Annotated in this window: 2 pseudogenes; one reads left to right on the top strand and one right to left on the bottom strand. The window is 44.8% G+C overall.

Annotation, left to right across the window (positions count from 1 at the left end):
- Positions 1-423, top strand: a pseudogene (locus tag ACNPNW_RS05775) (IS6-like element IS1007 family transposase); the annotation flags it as partial.
- A 122-nt stretch (positions 424-545) separates the two neighbouring features.
- Here the strand turns inward: ACNPNW_RS05775 and ACNPNW_RS05770 are convergent.
- A pseudogene (locus ACNPNW_RS05770) lies at positions 546-661 on the bottom strand (MerR family transcriptional regulator); the annotation flags it as partial.

Here is a 661-nt window from a genome sequence, read left to right as displayed (position 1 = left end):
GTTGACCAACGTGGCCATACTCTTGATTTCTATCTTTCTGCTAGACGAAATACCCATTCAGCTTATTGTTTTCTTGGTAAGATTTTGAATCATGTCAAAAAATGGCAGATTCCACGAGTCATAAACACTGATAAGGCTCATACCTATGGCCGTGCTTTGTCGCGACTAAAACAGGAAGGAAAGTGTCCTGAAGACCTGGACCATCGACAGATTAAATACAAGAATAACGTGATTGAATGTGATCATGGCAAGCTCAAACGGATCATCAAGGCTACGTTGGGATTCAAGTCTATGAAAACGGCTTATGCCACAATTAAAGGAATTGAGGTTATGCGTGCTCTACGCAAAGGACAAGCTTCATTATTTTATAACGGTAATATTCTAGGAGAAGTTTGGCTAGTAAATAGAGTTTTCGGTCTCTAAGCTTTTTTGAAGGGAAAATCATTGACTCAGATCCCTATTTGCAACAGTGCCGTCAAAACTGCAAGTATGCAGTCTTGACCAGGCATCTAGGGGTCGTCTCAGAATTCGGAAAATAAAGCACGCTAAGGCGTAGTCACCCCGTGACTCCCCCGCGCCGATGCAGCGAGCTTCGTTCCGTCTTGCAGTGACGCAATCAGCGGGCAGGAAACGTTCCCTTTCCGCGCATGGCAGGCGCACA

Source organism: Acinetobacter endophylla, from assembly GCF_053543775.1.
The sequence above is the reverse complement of the archived record's forward strand: the minus strand, read 5'-3'. Positions and strand labels throughout refer to the sequence as shown.